The organism is Curtobacterium flaccumfaciens pv. betae (genome assembly GCF_026241855.1).
In the GTDB taxonomy this organism is placed as follows: Bacteria; Actinomycetota; Actinomycetes; order Actinomycetales; family Microbacteriaceae; genus Curtobacterium; species Curtobacterium flaccumfaciens.
Genome location: NZ_JAPJDC010000001.1, coordinates 454,003 through 471,344, shown reverse-complemented (window position 1 = coordinate 471,344; position 17,342 = coordinate 454,003). Strand labels below are relative to the sequence as shown.

The 17,342-nt window shown below is 69.0% G+C and carries 14 protein-coding genes; 4 read left to right on the top strand and 10 right to left on the bottom strand.

All coding sequences use genetic code 11. The features are described 5' to 3' along the window. The first annotated feature begins 5 nt into the window (after window positions 1-5). Entirely contained in the window at window positions 6-836 is an 831-nt protein-coding gene (locus ORG17_RS02335) for an aldo/keto reductase (protein ID WP_214527467.1), read from the top strand. A 55-nt stretch (window positions 837-891) separates the two neighbouring features. Here the strand turns inward: ORG17_RS02335 and ORG17_RS02330 are convergent, their stop codons facing one another. Then, on the bottom strand, window positions 892-2,037 hold the full coding sequence (locus tag ORG17_RS02330; RefSeq protein WP_214527466.1) for a class I SAM-dependent methyltransferase: 1,146 nt from the start codon (window positions 2,035-2,037) through the stop codon (window positions 892-894). A gap of 120 nt (window positions 2,038-2,157) precedes the next feature. On the opposite strand from ORG17_RS02330, the gene ORG17_RS02325 reads away from it, so the two are divergent. Further along, window positions 2,158-4,218, top strand: a complete 2,061-nt coding sequence (locus ORG17_RS02325) for an Ig-like domain-containing protein (protein WP_214527465.1) — start codon at window positions 2,158-2,160, stop codon at window positions 4,216-4,218. Window positions 4,219-4,284: 66 nt separating this feature from the next. Here ORG17_RS02325 and ORG17_RS02320 read toward each other — a convergent pair whose 3' ends face one another. From ORG17_RS02320 to dnaK, 4 genes are all read right to left on the bottom strand, one after another. Further along, window positions 4,285-4,695 (bottom strand): heat shock protein transcriptional repressor HspR, encoded by a 411-nt coding sequence (locus tag ORG17_RS02320; RefSeq protein ID WP_027464889.1) that lies wholly within the window; start codon window positions 4,693-4,695, stop codon window positions 4,285-4,287. 126 nt (window positions 4,696-4,821) lie between these two features. After that, window positions 4,822-5,826: a DnaJ C-terminal domain-containing protein gene (locus tag ORG17_RS02315; protein ID WP_027464890.1), complete on the bottom strand. Its 1,005-nt coding sequence runs from the start codon at window positions 5,824-5,826 to the stop codon at window positions 4,822-4,824. Window positions 5,827-5,867: 41 nt separating this feature from the next. After that, window positions 5,868-6,527, bottom strand: coding sequence for a nucleotide exchange factor GrpE (locus ORG17_RS02310; protein ID WP_083404289.1), 660 nt, complete (start codon window positions 6,525-6,527; stop codon window positions 5,868-5,870). Between the two features lie 2 nt (window positions 6,528-6,529). Continuing rightward, the gene (gene dnaK, locus ORG17_RS02305) at window positions 6,530-8,395 is read right to left on the bottom strand and encodes a molecular chaperone DnaK (RefSeq protein WP_071404963.1); all 1,866 of its coding nucleotides are present in this window, start codon (window positions 8,393-8,395) and stop codon (window positions 6,530-6,532) included. Between the two features lie 685 nt (window positions 8,396-9,080). Between dnaK and ORG17_RS02300 the strand changes: the two genes are divergently transcribed. Further along, a complete protein-coding gene (locus ORG17_RS02300) occupies window positions 9,081-11,543 on the top strand; it encodes an Ig-like domain-containing protein (protein WP_301601480.1) in 2,463 nt (820 codons plus the stop codon). Window positions 11,544-11,645: 102 nt separating this feature from the next. Next, window positions 11,646-12,071: a DUF3060 domain-containing protein gene (locus tag ORG17_RS02295; protein WP_214527539.1), complete on the top strand. Its 426-nt coding sequence runs from the start codon at window positions 11,646-11,648 to the stop codon at window positions 12,069-12,071. A 212-nt stretch (window positions 12,072-12,283) separates the two neighbouring features. Here ORG17_RS02295 and ORG17_RS02290 read toward each other — a convergent pair whose 3' ends face one another. The 5 genes from ORG17_RS02290 to ORG17_RS02270 all read right to left on the bottom strand — a co-directional run bounded on the left by ORG17_RS02290 (window position 12,284) and on the right by ORG17_RS02270 (window position 17,328). Further along, complete coding sequence (locus tag ORG17_RS02290; protein ID WP_214527538.1) at window positions 12,284-13,375, bottom strand: NAD-dependent epimerase/dehydratase family protein; 1,092 nt, start codon at window positions 13,373-13,375, stop codon at window positions 12,284-12,286. Beyond that, a complete protein-coding gene (locus ORG17_RS02285) occupies window positions 13,372-14,238 on the bottom strand; it encodes a glycosyltransferase family 2 protein (RefSeq protein WP_214527537.1) in 867 nt (288 codons plus the stop codon). Before ORG17_RS02285 ends, ORG17_RS02290 begins: the two co-directional genes overlap by 4 nt. After that, a complete protein-coding gene (locus ORG17_RS02280; RefSeq protein WP_214527536.1) occupies window positions 14,235-15,380 on the bottom strand; it encodes an O-antigen ligase family protein in 1,146 nt (381 codons plus the stop codon). Before ORG17_RS02280 ends, ORG17_RS02285 begins: the two co-directional genes overlap by 4 nt. 110 nt (window positions 15,381-15,490) lie before the next feature. Beyond that, complete coding sequence (locus ORG17_RS02275) at window positions 15,491-16,534, bottom strand: glycosyltransferase family 4 protein (protein WP_214527535.1); 1,044 nt, start codon at window positions 16,532-16,534, stop codon at window positions 15,491-15,493. 41 nt (window positions 16,535-16,575) lie between these two features. Further along, entirely contained in the window at window positions 16,576-17,328 is a 753-nt protein-coding gene (locus ORG17_RS02270; protein ID WP_214527534.1) for a WecB/TagA/CpsF family glycosyltransferase, read from the bottom strand. Window positions 17,329-17,342 lie beyond the last annotated feature (14 nt).

Sequence of the window (17,342 nt, the reverse complement as noted above, 5' to 3'; positions counted from 1 at the left end):
ACACCATGACCGTTCCGAACATCACCCTGAACGACGGCAAGACCATCCCGCAGCTCGGCTTCGGTGTCTTCCAGATCGACCCCTCCGAGACGAAGGCCGCCACACTGGCCGCGCTCGAGGTCGGCTACCGCCACATCGACACCGCCGAGATGTACGGCAACGAGAAGGAGGTCGGCGAGGCGATCGCCGAGTCCGGCATCGACCGTTCCGAGATCTTCGTCACCTCGAAGCTGAACAACGGCTTCCACGACCCGGCCGCGGCCCTGGAGAACGGCAAGAAGTCGGCCGACCTGCTCGGCGGCTACACCGACCTGTTCCTCATCCACTGGCCGCTGCCCACCGTCTCGGACTTCGTCCCGACGTGGAAGGCCCTCGAGGAGCTGTACCACGCCGGCACCGCCCGCTCGATCGGCGTCTCGAACTTCCAGGCGCACCACCTGCACCGCCTGCGCGCCGAGACCGACGTCCCGCCGTCGGTCAACCAGATCGAGGTGCACCCGTACCTCGTGCAGGACGACCTCCGCGCTGTGAACCGCGAGCTCGGCATCGCGACCGAGGCGTGGTCCCCGATCGCGCAGGGCCTCGTCCTCGACGACGAGACCATCACCCGTGTCGCCGCGTCGGTCGGCAAGTCCCCGGCCCAGGTCGTCCTCCGCTGGCACATCCAGCGCGGCGACATCGTGTTCCCGAAGTCGGTCACCCGGGCCCGCGTCGAGGAGAACTTCGCGATCTTCGACTTCGAGCTCTCGGACGAGGACATGACGGACATCACCGCCCTCGACAAGGGTCACCGCACGGGCCCCGACCCCGACACGTTCGACTACGTGCCGGCCTGATCGGTCCCAGCACCACCGCGAGAGCCGTCCGGGTCAGCCCGGGCGGCTCTCGCCGTCAGCGGTTGGTCGCGACCGAGGCCGTCACCGTGAACTTCGGGGTCCGGACGACCTCACGGGTCGGCCCGACCAGGCGCGAGAGCACCGGCCGGTAGCGCAGGTGCGTGTTCCAGACGCACCACAGTTCACCGCCGGCCTGGAGGATCGTGGCCGCGTTCCGGAACATCGCCTCGGCCGTGTCCGTGGTCACCGTGGTGTCCGCGTGGAACGGCGGGTTGCAGAGCACGAGCTGCGCGGACCCCTCCGCGAGCTCGTCGCCCGCGTCGGTCCTCAGCACCGTCACCCGGTCGGCCACACCGTTGGCCTCCGCGGTCGCGCGCGTCGACTCGACCGCGATCCGGGACACGTCGGTGGCGATCACCCGCACCGAGGGTCGCCGACGGGCGACCGCAGCGGCGATCACGCCGTTGCCGCTGCCCAGGTCGATGATCGTGCGCGCGGTCGGGACCGCCTGGTCCATCGCATCGAGGAGCACCCGTGTGCCCTGGTCGAGCGACGTCCCGGCGAACACACCGCCGTGCGCGACCAGGGTCATACCGAGGTCGTCGACGTGCACCGACCGGGGCCAGGGGTTCGTCGTGGCGGCGCGGTTCGCCTGTGCGCGCAGGGGGTCCTGCGCGATGAGCAGTCGCGACTTGCCACGACCTCGCGATGCCGTGACCTCGCCGAACGAGCGCCGGAGCACGTCGTTCTGCGTCACGTGCATGTACTTCACGTTGCCGCCGCAGAGCAGCACCACGTCCGGCGCCGCGAACCGGGCGACCGCGCGGGCGATCTCGTCGAGCCGATCGTGCGACTTCGACAGCCGCAGCACCACGAGCCGCACGTCGCGGAAGGCGTCCTCGAGTGAGTCGGGGTGGTGGAAGCCGCGCAGCCCGAACGTGCCGGCGTTGGCCTCGAGCGCCCGCTCCCCCACCAGGGAGTCCTGCACGACGCGGATGTCGCTCGCCCCGTACTGCGTGATGAGGCCGAGCGTCAGCACCCCGTACCGGTCGTCGACGACCGCGACCTCGCCCGGCTGTCGGAGTGCGTCGCCGTGCACGTGCGGTGCTTCGTCGAGCAGGAAGCGGTCGGTGCCGTCGATCGCGATGAGGTCGGGCGCGTCGTCGTCGCGTCGGCGGAAGAGGTCGGCGAAGTCTGGCACCGCGTCAGCGTACCCGGCGGCGGCCAGCGCCGGAGCCAGTGGCCATCGCACTCACAATGCGAACAGGTTGTGTATTTCACATGTCGGTATCCTGAGGGTCCCCCACCAGAAGGAGCCCTCATGGCATCCACCTCGTTCCGGAGCGCCGCAGTGGTCTGCGGTGTCCTCACCGCCTCACTCGGCTTCGGCTTGCTGACGCCCGCGGTCGCCACCGCTGCCACCACCACTCCCGCGGCCGCCTCGTCGTCGGACTCCACCGCGCAGGAGGACGCTCCCGACTTCGACTCGATCCCCGTCGACCCGGCGCTGACAGCGCCGAAGTTCTACCAGGACTGGAGCACGCCGTTCGGCTCCCGCACCGTCGCCGGTGACGCCGGCGGCGATGACGTCTGGCTCGTCAGCGGCAACACCGTCTACGACCGGTCGACGGGGGGTGGCCTGTTCTTCCTGAACGTGCAGAACCGTCACCAGGACGCCGGACTCGAGGCGATCCGGGTCCACACCGCCGCGGACGGCACGCGGACCCGCGGCGAGCGGGTCCCGATGCCGCGGAGCATCCGTGTCGACGGACTGCAGGAGCAGAACACGTTCACGCCGGGCACCACCCACTTCGCCGGCAGCGCGACGGCAGGAGCCACGATCGTCGCGAAGGACACCGCGTCCGGTGACACCCTGTTCACGGCCAAGGCCAGCGGCTCGCGCGCCGGCACCGGCACCTGGAGTGCCGACGCCGACCTCACCGACTCCGACCACGTGATCACCCTCACGCAGACGACGACCGACGGCCGCACGAACGAGCTCCGCGACGTCCGGTTCTCGCCGGCGGCATCGGACGCGCCGCAGGCGCCGACGGTCGTGCAGAAGGGGCGCGTCCTCGACGGGTCGTTCGTCGTGGCGGGTTCCGTCGCTGAGGACGTCGACTCGGTCGTCGTGCAGGACGAAGCCGGCTCCACCATCGCCGACGCCAGCCTCGGCGAGACCGGCTACTCCGCTCGACTCCCGCAGGACCGCGTCGGCTCCACGGTCTACGTCGTCGGACGCGCTGCCGACGGCACCTCGTCGGCCCGCGTGCCCGTCGCCCTCGAGCAGCTGCCGATCGACCCGACTGCCGCCGCACCGTCCCTCCGGTCCGTGTTCGTCTACCCGGACGGGCGCGTCCAGGTGGTCGGGGAGCGCGATGACGCTCCTGGGCTCTGGATCCTCGACGGAGACCGCGTCGTCGGGCACACCACCCGCGCCGATGCGGTGTGGAGCTACACGATCGCCGCCGCCGCGACCGGTAAGCAGCTCGACATGGTCAACCTGGTCTTCGACGGCCGCGACTTCAGCGGGACGTCCGAGCGTGTGGCGCTCCCCCGCCTCCTGCAGGTCGACGGCATCGCCGACGACAACACCTACGCGCCCGGTGCCCGCACGTTCTCCGGCAAGGCCGAGGCCGGCGCAACCGTCACCGCCACGGACCAGGACGGCCACCAGGTGTTCAGCGCCGAGGTCACCGGCTCACGCTCCGGCGTCGGCACGTGGAAGGCGGACGCGGACCTCACCAGCGCCAAGGGCTACGAGCTCACCTTCACCCAGACCACCGCGGACGGCCGTACCTCGGTCATGCGCGACATCGCGTTCGCCGCCGAAGACGACTCGGTCGCACCGGTGGTGGTCGAGACCCCCGAGATGAACGGCACCGCGACCGGGCCCCGCCCCACCTTCACCGGTACCGGCCAGGCCGGAGCCACGATCGAGATCCGCGGCACCACCCGCGTCGTCACGACCGCGAAGGTCAACGCTGACGGCAACTGGAGCGCCGAGTCGAACATCGACCTCGCCCGCGGCAGCTACGTCCTCACCGCGAAGCAGACCGCCCCCGGCAACGCCACCAGCGAAGCGCCCGTCCACTTCACCATCGCCGCCGCCGCGGCAGCGCCGATCGCGGTCACGTCTCCCGAGACGAACGGCACCGAGACCGGGCCCCGCCCCACCTTCACCGGTACCGGCCAGGCCGGAGCCACGATCGAGATCCGCGGCACCACCCGCGTCGTCACGACCGCGAAGGTCAACGCTGACGGCAAGTGGAGCGCCGAGTCGAACATCGACCTCGCCCGCGGCAGCTACGTCCTCACCGCGAAGCAGACCGCCCCCGGCAACGCCACCAGCGAAGCGCCCGTCCACTTCGCCATCAACTGAGCCCCGGCTCACAGAACGCCCCCGGTGACCAGATGGTCACCGGGGGCGTTCTGCGCTCTTCGACACTCAGCGCGGCCCGCGGTACAACACGATCTGCGTGTTCCGCTGCGGCCGCGACCCCGCCTTGAGCGAGATCGCCGCACCACTCGCGGTGGCTGCGAAGACCCGTGCGCCGGGCCGGTTGATGAGCTGGTCGGCCAGCGCCGACTCGAGTTCCCGCACCCGGTCGCGGAGCGCCTTGTTCTCGTTCTCCAGGTCGAGTACCCGCCGGATACCCTCCAGCGACACCCCCTCGGAGCCGAGGCGCGCGATCTCGCGAAGCTGCACCACGTCGCGCATCGAGTAGCGCCGCGACCCACCCCGGGTGCGACCCGGCACGACCAGGCCGAGCCGGTCGTACTGCCGCAGCGTCTGCGGGTGCATCTCCGCCAACTCCGCAGCCACCGCGATCGCGAAGACGGGCGAGTTCTCGTCCATGTCGGTCATGGCGCGTTCCTTTCCGTCGTCCGCGTGGGGTGAAAACCAGCCTGGAGGCTCAGCGAGCGTCCGCCGGGAAGCCGCGCCGAGCCTCCAGGCTGGGTCTACTGCATTCAGTGCGCGACGCTAGTCGCGCGCCTTGGCGAGGAGGTCCTCGCGGGGGTTCTCGTCGGGCAGCGCAGCCGCGAGTGCCTCGACGGCCTCGCGCTGCTTGTCCGACAGATGCGACGGCACCGCGACCTGGACGGTCGCGAGCAGGTCGCCCGTACCGTTCTTCGTCGTGACGCCGCGGCCCTTGACGCGCAGGACGCGACCCGACGGCGTGCCGGGGGCGACCTTGAGCTTCACGGGCGAACCGCCGAGCGTCGGGACCTCGATCGTCGCGCCGAGCGCTGCCTCGGTGAACGTCACGGGGACGTCCACGCGCAGGTTGAGCCCGTCGCGCTCGAACACCGGGTGCTTCCGCACCGACACGGCGACCACGAGGTCACCGGCCTCACCGCCGTCGGGCGAGGGCTCGCCGCGGCCGCGCAGACGGATCTTCTGACCGTCGGCGACACCCGCGGGGATGCGGACGTTCACCGGTCGGCCGTTGCCCTGCGACAGCTTGACGGTGTCACCGGCGATCGCCGTCGTGAAGTCGAGGGTCGTCGACGCCGTGACGTCGCGGCCCTTCGTCGGCCCACCGAAGCCGCGGTAGCCGCCGGAGGTCTGGCCGAAGCCACCACCCCCGCCGAACATCCCGCCGAGGATGTCCTCGAAACCGCCGGCACCGCCAGGGCCGCTCTGGCCGAAGCGGACGCGCTGTCCGCCACCGCCCTGCTGCCCGAACATCCCGCCGAAGACGTCCTCGAACCCGCCCTGGCCCCCGCCGCCCGCCGTGAAGCGGGCGCCGGAGCCCATGGCGCGGACCTGGTCGTACTCCTGGCGCTGCTCCTTGTCGGAGAGCACCGAGTACGCCTCACTGATCTCCTTGAAACGGTTCTCGGCGGCGGCGTCACCCGGGTTGGAGTCCGGGTGGAACTGCCGCGCGAGCTTCCGGTACGTCTTCTTCAGCTCGGCGTCGGAGGCGTCCTTGGACACGCCGAGGACCTTGTAGAAGTCCTTGTCGAACCAATCCTGACTGGCCATGGATCACCTGCCTTCTTCTGTCGTCACCGTGGGGACCCGGCTCAGGCCGGGACCGCCACCGCGACCTTGGCCGCGCGGAGGACGCGCTCACCGAGCTTGTAGCCCGGCTCGACGACGTCCGCGACGGTCTGTCCGGTGGCACCCGGGGTGGGGAGCTGGACGATCGCCTCGTGGATGTTCGGGTCGAACGCCTCGCCCTTCTCGCCGATCTGCACGAGCTTGAACTTCTCGAAGCCCCCGCGGATCTTCTGGCCGATGACCTGCATCGGACCCTCGGCGAGGTCACCGTGGGCCTCGGCCCGGGTGAGGTCGTCGAGCGCCGGCAGCAGTGCCCGCACCACTTCGGCGATGGCGACCTCGCGGTTGGCCTCACGGTCACGCTCGACGCGCTTCCGGAAGTTCACCAGCTCGGCCTGCGCACGGAGCATGTCCGCACGCATCTCGGCGACGAGGTCGCGGTCCTCGGTGCTCAGCTTGTCCTCGGCGATGCCGCGGGCGGCGTCGGCGAGCAGCGCTTCGTCCTCCGGGGAGAGGTCGTTCGCTGCATCCGCCGCCGGGCCCCCGGCGGCGGGGCCGTCCGTCGGTACTTCGACGTCGGGCCCCTCCGCCTCGATGAGGTCCTCGGGCTCGGCCGCGTTCGTGGCGTCGCCCTCGACCTGGGGCTCGTCCTCGTTGGGCGCGTTGTCCTTGGGATCCGTCATCGTTACTTCTTGTCCTTGTCGTCTTCGTCGTCCACGACCTCGGCGTCGACGATGTCCTCGTCGTCGGCCGGCTGCTCACCCGCGGGCTGCTCGCCACCGGCGGTGCCGGCTGCTGCGTCCTGCTGGCTGTAGATGGCCTGGCCGAGCTTGCCCTGCGACTCGTTGAGCTTGTCGAAGGCGGACTTCACAGCGTCGTCGTCCTCGCCCGCGAGTGCGGACTTGAGCGCGTCGACGTCGGCCTGCACCTCGGACTTGACGTCCGCGGGGAGCTTCTCGTCGTTCTCCTTGATGAGCTTCTCGATCGAGTAGACGAGCTGCTCGGCCTGGTTGCGACGCTCGTTGGCCTCGCGACGAGCCTTGTCCTCGGCGGCGTGCTCCTCGGCTTCGCGGACCATGCGCTCGATGTCCTCCTTCGGCAGCGAGGAGCCGCCGGAGATGACCATCGACTGCTCCTTCCCGGTGCCCTTGTCCTTCGCGGACACGTGCACGATGCCGTTGGCGTCGATGTCGAAGGTGACCTCGACCTGCGGGACGCCGCGGGGAGCCGGCGCGATGCCGGTGAGCTCGAAGGTACCGAGCGGCTTGTTGTCGCGGGTGAACTCGCGCTCGCCCTGGAAGACCTGGATCGCGACCGACGGCTGGTTGTCGTCAGCGGTCGTGAAGGTCTCGCTCCGCTTGGTCGGGATCGCGGTGTTGCGGTCGATGAGCTTCGTCATCAGGCCGCCCTTGGTCTCGATGCCGAGCGACAGCGGCGTGACGTCGATGAGCAGGACGTCCTTGCGCTCGCCCTTCAGGACACCGGCCTGCAGTGCGGCGCCGACGGCGACGACCTCGTCCGGGTTCACACCCTGGTTCGGGGACTTGCCACCGGTCAGCGACTTGACGACCTCGGCCACGGCGGGCATGCGGGTCGAGCCACCGACGAGCACCACGTGGGCGATGTCGTTGACCGAGACACCGGCTTCCTTGATGACGTCGTTGAACGGCTTCTTGGTGCGGTCGAGCAGGTCGGAGGTCATCTGCTCGAACTGTGCGCGCGAGATCGTCTCGTCCAGGTTCAGCGGGCCCTCGGCGGTGAGCGTCAGGTACGGGAGCTGGATGTTCGCCGACATCTGCGACGACAGCTCCTTCTTGGCCTGCTCAGCCGCTTCCTTCAGGCGCTGCTTGGCGATCTTGTCCGTGGACAGGTCGACGCCGTGCTCGTCCTTGAACTTCTTGACCAGGTAGTCGACGATGCGCTGGTCCCAGTCGTCGCCACCGAGGCGGTTGTCACCGGAGGTCGCGCGGACCTGGATCGTCGAGAAGTCGTCGTCCTTGCCCACCTCGAGCAGGGAGACGTCGAACGTGCCGCCACCGAGGTCGAAGACCAGGATGAGCTCGTCTTCCTTGCCCTTGTCGAGGCCGTAGGCCAGAGCGGCCGCAGTCGGCTCGTTGATGATGCGGAGGACGTTGAGGCCGGCGATCTCACCGGCGTCCTTCGTGGCCTGGCGCTCGGCGTCGTTGAAGTACGCCGGGACGGTGATGACCGCATCCGTGACGTCTTCGCCGAGGTACTGCTCGGCGTCGCGCTTGAGCTTGCCCAGGGTGCGGGCCGAGATCTCCTGCGGCGTGTACTTCTTGCCGTCGATCTCGGTGGTCCAGTCGGTGCCGACGTGACGCTTGACCGACGCGATGGTGCGGTCGACGTTCGTCACGGCCTGGCGCTTGGCGGTCTCGCCGACCAGGACCTCGCCGTCCTTGGTGAACGCCACGATCGAGGGCGTCGTGCGCATGCCCTCGGCGTTGGCGATGACGGTGGGCTCGCCACCTTCGAGAACTGCGACGACGGAGTTGGTGGTTCCGAGGTCGATGCCTACTGCACGTCCCATGTGTTGCTCCTCTTGCTTGGGGGTAAGTCGTTGGACTTGCGTCCGATGGACTCAACTCTACTCCTGAGTCATCTGGAGTCAACTTCGGGACGGGGAACCTGCGCCGGTCCCACTCAACTCACAGGCACCCCCGCCAGGGCTAGCACGTGCGTATGTTGGTATTTCACGTGATATTCTGAATACACATGCGCCGTTGGAGTCTACCGACGGGCGTGCCACTTCCCGCGCGGCCGCTGCCTGCGGCCTGTCCTGAAAGATGCACATGTCTCACAAGAAGAGGGCATCGACTGCCCTCAAGTCCATGGGTGCGGCCGGGCTGGCCGCTGCCACCATCGTCTCCGGCCTCTCCTTCGGTGCACCTGCCCTAGCCGCAGAGAGTCTCGCGCCCGAATCGGACAAGTCGCAGCACCAGCGCCCCGAGCCGAGGACACCAGGCACCCTGGCGTCGCAGAGCCGGGTTCTCTTTCAGGGAAACCCCGGTCAGTACTTCTACGATCCGGACCCCGCCAACGGCCGCTGGACGACGACGACCAACAAGGACGTCTCGACCCGGATCATGTCGTTCCCTTCTCCGGGGTCGACCCAGCGAGTGTCGGGCACCAGCCGGGAACTCTGTGGAAGATCTGGTCTCCAGATCCTAATCGAGTCGCCCACCGGCGCTTGTCAAGGAACCACGACCTGGTCCATGACGTCGGACGGCCTCCTCTACATCTCATCCGGCTCGACTCGCTTCTACACGGGCAAGGCAACGAAGAGCTATACAGATCCCGTCAATGGGCTGCCACGCACTGGTCTCGCGCTGACCACTGACCCCACCCAGGCGAGCAGGCTGGCCGATCTGCAGCAGAGCCTCGTCGCGAACGTGTCGTCGGTCGACCATGCCGCGAAGTCAGCGGTGGTCTCAGGCACGGCGACACCGGGCGGGAAGGTGACGATCGGCAGCCAGACGGTCGACGTGAACGCGTCTGGCGCGTGGAGCATGACGGTCACGGACCTGGCCGAGGGCGCCAACACCCTCATCGCGATCCAGACGGTGAACAACGTCGAGATCGACCGCAAGAACGTCGTCGTCACGATCAACAACGCGGCGATCATCGGCCAGGACGGCGCTGCGGTCGCCCTCGAGCGTGGTGAGACGACGTCCGTCGAATCTCTGTTCAAGACCGACGGGTCCGTCAGCCGTCCGCAGGGCAAGGTCGAGTTCACCGCCCCCGAGGGCACGACCTTCCCCGCTGGCCAGGACACCATCGAAGGTGCCTACAAGCTCCCGGGTCAGGAGTGGGCGCCGCGATCCATGACCCTCACGAACGGGGTCCGATCCGCCGACGGCACGACATACACCTTCGACTTCACGACGACGGCCGTGGGGTGGAACCTGACCGACGGTTCCCTGATGCGTTGGAACATCGACGTGAACACCCCCGAGGACGCCGACGCCGGCACCTTCCCGATGCGCACCGTCCTCAGCGGCACCGCCGTCGAGGGCGCGTTCAACACGACGAGCACCACGCAGGCCACGATCGATGAGGCCGTGAACCCGGTCGCTCCGATCGCCGTGGAGACCCCGGCGAGTGGGTCGACCGTGACCGACAAGCGTCCGGTCTTCTCCGGCACCGGCGATGAAGGCGCCACGATCGTAATCACGGGCGCGACCGGCCGTGTCGTCGCCACCACCACCGTCAAGGACGGCAAGTGGAGTGTGCCGGCCAGCTTCGACCTCAACGACAGCAGCTACGCGCTCACCGCAACCCAGACGCCGCTCGAGGGGGAGAAGACGAACGCGCCGATCAACTTCGTGGTCAAGGCGATGGTCCCGGTCACGCTGACCGCTCCTGCGATCGGCTCGGACGTCTCGACGCCGAACCCGGTCTTCCAGGGCCGCGGCACGCCTGGTGCGACCGTCGTCGTGAAGGGCACCTACGGCAGCGTCCTCGCCACGACCGAGGTCAAGGCGGACGGCACCTGGACGGTACCCTCGGCCATTGCGCTCGCAACCGGGAGCTACGCCGGGACGGCAACCCAGACCGTCGACGGCAAGACCACGACGGCACCGTTCAGGTTCACCGTTGGCCAGAACCTCGCCCCGGTGACGCTGGAGACCCCGGCGATCGGCGCCGAGGTCACCGACACCAACCCCGTGTTCACCGGTGAGGGCCAGCCCGGCGCGACCATCGAGGTCAAGGGCACCTACGGCACCCTCCTCGCCACCGCCGTCGTGAAGGACGACGGCACCTGGGAAGCTCCCTCCGACGTCACCCTCGCCAACGGCACCTACGCCGGCAAGGCATGGCAGACCGTCAACGACAAGACCACCTCGGCGGACTTCCGCTTCACCGTCGTGCAGGCGATCGCCCCGGTGACGCTGGAGACCCCGGCGATCGGCGCCGAGGTCACCGACACCAACCCCGTGTTCACCGGTGAGGGCCAGCCCGGCGCGACCATCGAGGTCAAGGGCACCTACGGCACCCTCCTCGCCACCGCCGTCGTGAAGGACGACGGCACCTGGGAAGCTCCCTCGGACGTCGCCCTCGCTCGAGGTAGCTACGCCGGCAAGGCATGGCAGACCGTCAACGACAAGACCACCTCGGCCGACTTCCGCTTCACCATCGTCGCACCGATGATCCCGGTCTCGCTGACCGCTCCCGCGCAGGATGCGGTGGTCTCCACCCCGAACCCGGTCTTCAGCGGTAAGGGGACCCCGGACGCAGACATCACCGTCACCGGCGCTTCCGGGACCCAGCTCGCCGCAGGCAAGGTGCGCAGCAACGGCGAGTTCGAGCTCACCTCGACGATCGCGCTCGGAGCCGGTTCCTACTCCGGGACCGTCCGACAGGTCGCTGACGGCAAGGTGACCACCGCCCCGTTCCAGTTCCGCATCCAGTTCACTGCGGTGACGCTGGAGAGCCCGGAGATCGGGGGGACGGTGGCCAGCGGCACACCGGTGTTCTCCGGGGCGGGCACGCCCAACGCTCCGCTCGTCATCAAGGGTTCCGGCGGCACCACCCTGGCCACGGGATCGGTCAAGAACGACAGCACCTGGACGCTGACGTCGACCGTGACGCTGGCACCCGGCAGCTACTCGGGCACCGTGCTGCAGTCCCTGCCCGGTGCGGACACCACCGCGCCGTTCTCCTTCACGGTGAGCTGAGCACTTCGAATCCGGAGCGCTCGTCGAGGCCCAGGCTCGCTCACCGCGACCTGGGCCTCGCCCCTTCCCAACCACACAACGCAATCGACGTCAGGATCCCTCATGCAGTTCATCAAGCCACTCGCCATCGCCACCGCCGCGTTCGCCATCGCCACCCTCGCGGGCTGCACGGCGGCTGAGACGAACACGGCGAAGCCCAGCTCCAGCCCGACGTCCGCGGCGACGACCCCGCCCGTGGTCAAGAAGGACGTCGCGTGCAAGGACGGGACCGCGAAGGTCACCGACGACAGTGCTGAGCTCACCGTGCAGGGTGACTGCGAGAACGTCGAGATCTCCGCGTCCAATTCGCTCGTCACGGTGTCCGGAGCCGTCGGGCACGTGTCGATCACGGGTGCCATCAACTCGGTCCGTGCGGAGTCGATCGGATCGGTGACCATCGGTGCCGGCTCGAACGGCAACGTGGTGAAGGCCGCGAACACCCCCACGGTCGATGACAAGGGCGAGCAGAACAAGATCACCGCGGAGTAGCACGCGCACGAGCGCGTTGTTCCCGCACACCACGAGATGCCCCGGCTGCTCATCGCGAGCAGCCGGGGCATCTTCGTGTGCGCGCCAGTGCTCGCCTCGGTCTCTTCGGCGGGCGACGCGTGTGTCGATCGACGGCCGCCGGCCTTCCGCGGGACAGCAAGAAGCCCCGACCGCTCCACACGGGAGCGGTCGGGGCTTCTTGTGCGAGCGCCTCAGCCAGCCATCAGTGCCTCGACCGGCGTTCCGAGCTGGCCGTCGATCCAGTCCTGCAGGCGCACGACGCCGGCGTCCAGGTTCCACTGCGGCTGCCAGTCGAGCGCAGCGACCGTCGGAGCAACGTCACACGCGGCGAACCGGACGTCGCCGTCGCGGAACGCCCCGGTGACGTGCGGCGCGGGTGCTCCGTGGTGACGAGCGATCGTCCGAGCGAGATCGTTGATCGTCGAAGGCACGCCGGACCCGACGTCGAACGTCGTGGTCCCGACCGAGCGAGCGGTCCCGAGCGCAGCGACGAAGGCGTCGGCGATGTCGTCGATGAAGACGAAGTCGCGGGTGATCTCGCCGTCCTCGTAGATCGGGATACTCTGACCGGCACGGGCGAGCTGCGAGAACAACGAGACGATCCCGGTGTAGCTGTTCGTCAGGGACTGGCCGGGACCGAACACGTTCTGCAGGCGCAGCACGGTCAACGCCGTGTCGCGCGCGCCCACCCATGCCGCGAGGATCTGCTCCTGCGACAGCTTGGTCGATCCGTAGACGCTCGTCGGATGCGGGACGTTGTCGCCGGCGCGGGCGGGCAGCGGTGCCAGTCCGTCGAAGTCCCACGCCCCACGCTCGAGCTGCCCGTGACTGCGCTGGCCCGGGTACCGGACGTCCCCCCGCTCGGAGATCCAGCGCCCCTCGCCGTACACGGCGCGACTGCTGCTGAGCAGGATCCGCTCGGGGACGATGCCGAGACGACCGAACCCGTCGAGCATGCGCGTGGTGCCGACGACGTTCACCTCGGCATGACGCGAAGCCTCGTCGAGCGATTGCGCTGTTCCCGTCTCTGCGGCGAGGTGGATCACGATGTCCGGGCGGATGTCCGAGAGCACACGGTCCCAGGTCGCGCTCTTCGCGATGTCGCCCACCACGAGCTCTGCCGAGTCATGGAGTCCATCCGGTCGGACTCGCTCGGGGTGGACCTGTGGGTGCAGCGAGTCGACCACCACCCAGCGGGTGAACGAACTCGCGAGCCGCTGGGACAGGGCGCAGCCGATGAAGCCGGCACCCCCGGTGATGAGGACGGTCTTGGTGGTGTTCATCTGTTTCCGCTTCCTTCTTCTGTGGGACGGTGGAGACGCCGACGCTCGCGAACGGCGTCGCGAGCTGACACAGCGACGTACCGGAGCACCTCGACGGCGCGACGTGGTGGGGCGCTGGCAGCACGGAGGTAGGGCGCGATGGGAGTCGCACCCGCTCGAGAGCGGCCGGCCGCGAGGATACGGGCGGTGATCGCACGACGGTGCCGCTCGTTCTCCCACCAGTAGCGCCACGGCCGGACGGCTCCAGGGGACGCGTAGACCACGACGGGTGCGCGGTCGGGGACGACGGCTCCTGGGCGCCATCCGCGTGCGAACAGGTCGTAGTCCTCGCACCAACGGATCTGTGGGTCGTACCCGCCGGTGTCGAGGTACCACTCGCGGCGGAACGCACTCGCCGGGTGCGCCACCGGCATCTGACCGCGCTCGAACATCGCGTCGACGGCATCGGAGTCGGGCGGGAACCGATCGGCGAGGATCGTCCGCGAGCCACGCTGCTCGACGAGCCTGCCGAACGTCGCGACCGCGTGCGGGTTTCCCCGGAGTTGTCGGACGTGTGCCGCGAGCCTTCCAGGAAGCGCGACATCGTCCGCGTCAGCGATCGCGATCACCGCTGCGGTCGTCGCTCGGATCGCGCGGTCGCGTCCGACCGATCGACCGACGTTGTGCGGGGAACGGATCACGCGGAGCCTCGGATCGGCGAGTGATCCCAGCGCGAGATCGGTCCCGTCGGTCGATCCGTCGTCGAACACCACGACCTCCAGGGCGACCTCGGTCTGGTCGAGGAGCGAGCACACGGCGGGGATGATCGTGTCGACGGCGTTGTAGGCGCTCATCACGACTGCGATGTCGGGGCGACCGGTCATCGGGATGCTCCGAGGAGTCCGCGGTCGCCGATTCGAGGCTCTCGTGCGCGCGCTCCCGTCGTCGGTTGCTCGGAGAGTCCGACCGGGAGACCGAGCGACAGCCCGATGAGGACCGAAGCGGGAAGCAGGACGAACGGGTAGACGAGGACGTTGTCCGTGGCGGCGGCAGCGAGTGTCGCCGTCAGGGCGAACAGCGCGGCCCAGTGGATCGGCTGGTCCGTCCGTGCGATCCGCTTGATGACACGGATGAGCACGAGCAGACAGCCCAGGACGAACGGGATCAGTCCGACGAGGCCCTCGTCGTGCAGGACGCGGAGGTACTCGTTGTGCGGCTGGGTGATCCCACCGAACCGCTCCGTCACGAAGACGACCGCCGACCCCGGGCCGTGGCCGAGGAAGGGCGCGTGCATCGCGTTCTGGCTGACTGCTTCCCAGAGCGCCGAACGGCCGGAGGTGTTGATCGCGAGGCCACCGACCTCGACCGCGTTGTCCCCGACGAGGAAGCGATCACGCAGCGGTGCGAACGTCGACAGGAGCGCCCACGTGGCGAGCGCGACGCCGGTCACCGCGCCACAGGCGAGCAGGAGCCGGTGTCCTCGGCGGAGCCGGACGACGAGTCCCACCAACATCAGGATGCTGATCGCGGACGCCGTCCGGGACAGGCTGAGCACGATGGCCCCGACGATCACGAACGGAGCGGCACGGGCGAGGAGGTCCGTCGGTGGCAGCACGACCGCAGCGGCCAGCAGCACGAGAGCAGTGAGGGCGAATGCACGGGTCATGTAGACGTCCGCACCCGCCACGCTGCCGACGGCGAACACGACGGCGACCAGGACACCGACACCGGCGAACACCCGGAGCGTCGCGCCGGCGATCTCCACCGTCGCCGACCGCGCCGAGAACGCGATGCCGAAGGTGAACATGGTGAGGATCGCTGCGTTCTGGAGCCCGTCGGGGTTGGGCGCGAAGACGAGACGGACGACGACGAAGCCGTAGAACAGGAGGAACGGCAGGGGAACGGCCGCGAGGCCCGCTCCCACGACGAGCGGGGCCAGCGCGATGAGCACCGCCATGACGCCGACCGAGATGAACGCCGAGAGGCTCACCGACCCCAGACCGACACGGCCACTCGTGTCGATCACGATCGCCATCCCCACCGCCACCCAGGTGAGCCAGGGAAGGGCCGGGGCTCGCCAGCGGTGCCCTGGGAACGATCGACGGCTCGGAAGGAACGCCGTGCCGGGACGGACGCTCATCGGGTGCTCTCGTCGAGGACGTGTCGCCAGGCGTCCGTGTAGGCGAGCTCGGACAGACGCGCCGAGAAGGTCCGGGAGGCGCCAGCGGACAGACGTCCGCGGAGTGCAGGGTCTCTGATCAGGGACTCGAGTGCATCGGCGAACGCTTCCTCGTCGCCGACGTCGACGAGGAAGCCGTTGACACCGTGCTCGATGAGGTCCGGAACGCCGCCGACGCGGTACGCGACCACAGGCGTGCCGCTCGCGAACGCCTCGACGATCGTCAAAGGCTGCGCCTCTTCGAGCGACGACGTGAAGGCAAGACACGTCGACACCGCCAAGGCTTGCCACTTCTCCGCCGCACCGAGCGCGCCCACGACCGCGACACGCGCCGTGGCGTCAGCGTCGACCAGTTCTCGTTCGACCGCTGCGACGACGGCTGCATCGGCGGGCGAACCCGCCAACGTGAAACGCCAGCGCTCGGTCCCGGTGCGACGGAGGAGGAGGCCGGCGATCCGCGCGAAGTCCTCGGCACCCTTACCGGGGATGAGGTTCGACAGGAAGAGGACGCTGCACGGGTCGGCTGCTGTGGTCACTGCCGGCACTGGGCCCGGCGTGTTGGCCAGACACAGTGCAGCGCGGCCAGGCAGGTCTGCGAGCAGGGACGGACCGAGTGTGACGATCCGGTCGCTCGAGCCGAGGAGACGATCGACACACCACGCCCACAACCGACCTCGACGACGGAGGTCCTCGAAGCCGACCGAGTGCACGTAGAGCACCAGAGAACTCCGGAAGAGCCGCAGGAGCTCGGACACGGCCCAGTCGACGAGGAACGATCCGCCCCGGGTGGTGACGAACACCACGACCACCTCGGGCCGGAATCGGACACTCGTCCAGACGACACGGGTGAGCAGTCCGACCACCGCGACCACCTTGCGCAGCGACGGCACACCGACCTCGGCGACCGTCGCACTGAACCGACGGTCGATGAGTCGAGACGATCGCCCCAGCCGCTCGAGCACGTCGAGGAAGCGGAGGGTCATCACGGTCTGGCCGTGCACGGGCGGAGGAACCTGGCTGACGACCGCCACGCGTCCGCCGGTCATCGGCGTCGCCGCAAGGCCGCGCGGAGGAACACGAAGTTCCCGATGAGGTAGCGCTTCCAGAGACGGCGCGGTTCGCTCGCGAGCCGGAAGACCCACTCCAGCCCGACACGGGTCATCCACTCCGGAGCCACTGGCTTCGTCCCCGCGATGAAGTCGAACGCCACCCCGACCCCGATCGCGACCTTCCCGAGGTGTTCGGCTATCCGTCGCGTCTCGACGTCCTGCAGCGGTGTGCCGAGCCCGACCCAGATGATGTCCGGATCAGCGGCGACGATCTCGGCGTCCTGCGCGGCGAGCTCGTCGTCGGTCAGCGGCCGGAAGTACGAGCGGTGCGTCCCGACGATCGAGACGCCCGGGTACCGCCGCTCGAGTTCGGCGCGGAGGGAGGCCAGCACCTCGTCCGTGTTGCCGAGCAAGAAGTGCCGGAGTCCCCGGCTCCGCCCCCGGTCCATCATGTCCGGGAACAACGACGGGCCCCTGACCTGCGACAGCGCGCGGCCCGGGAGCACTCTCGACACCCACGTGAGGGGCTTCCCGTCCGGGTAGACGGCAGCCCCGGAGGCGATGAGCCGGTGGTAGTCCTCGTCCTGCGCGGTGAGGGAGATCACGTACGAGTTCGCCAAGTGGACGTCACCGGCACCACCGCTCTGCGCGACCGCCGCGATCTGTTCGATCGCTTCATCACGGGTCGCGACGATGATCGGCACGCCCGCGATCTCGGTTCGCTCGAACTCGGCAAATGTCAGCATCTCGGTCCTTCACT